This window comes from Klebsiella sp. EMBS2024, assembly GCF_036233805.1.
Lineage (GTDB): Bacteria > Pseudomonadota > Gammaproteobacteria > Enterobacterales > Enterobacteriaceae > Klebsiella > Klebsiella pneumoniae.
The window spans coordinates 1,600,589-1,600,843 of the sequence record NZ_JAZARW010000001.1; the positions used below are offsets into that span (position 1 = coordinate 1,600,589).

Annotated in this window: 1 protein-coding gene; it reads right to left on the bottom strand. The window is 54.9% G+C overall.

Going from position 1 to position 255, the window contains the following annotated elements; genetic code table 11:
* Positions 1-255 (bottom strand): SOS response-associated peptidase family protein (locus VZP09_RS07190; protein WP_328794997.1); only part of this gene is annotated, 255 nt, incomplete at both ends.

A 255-nucleotide genomic window follows, 5' to 3' on the forward strand; every position in this document is an offset into this window, starting at 1 on the left:
ACGATGGATGAAATAGGGCTGCTTCTTGTCTCCCTCTCGCTTCCATTCAAACCATCCATCGGCAAAGCAGATCGCTCGACCGTGCTGCCACAGGGGTTTAAACATCCTGCTGTTGGCTGCGGTCTCAACCCTGGCATTAATCAAGGGCGGTTTATCCCACCATCCTGGCTCGTAACCCCAGTGAACCGGGTCGAGGTGCAACTGCTCGTCACGTTCGCTCAGGAGCAAAACTTTAGTCCCTGGCGCCACGTTGTA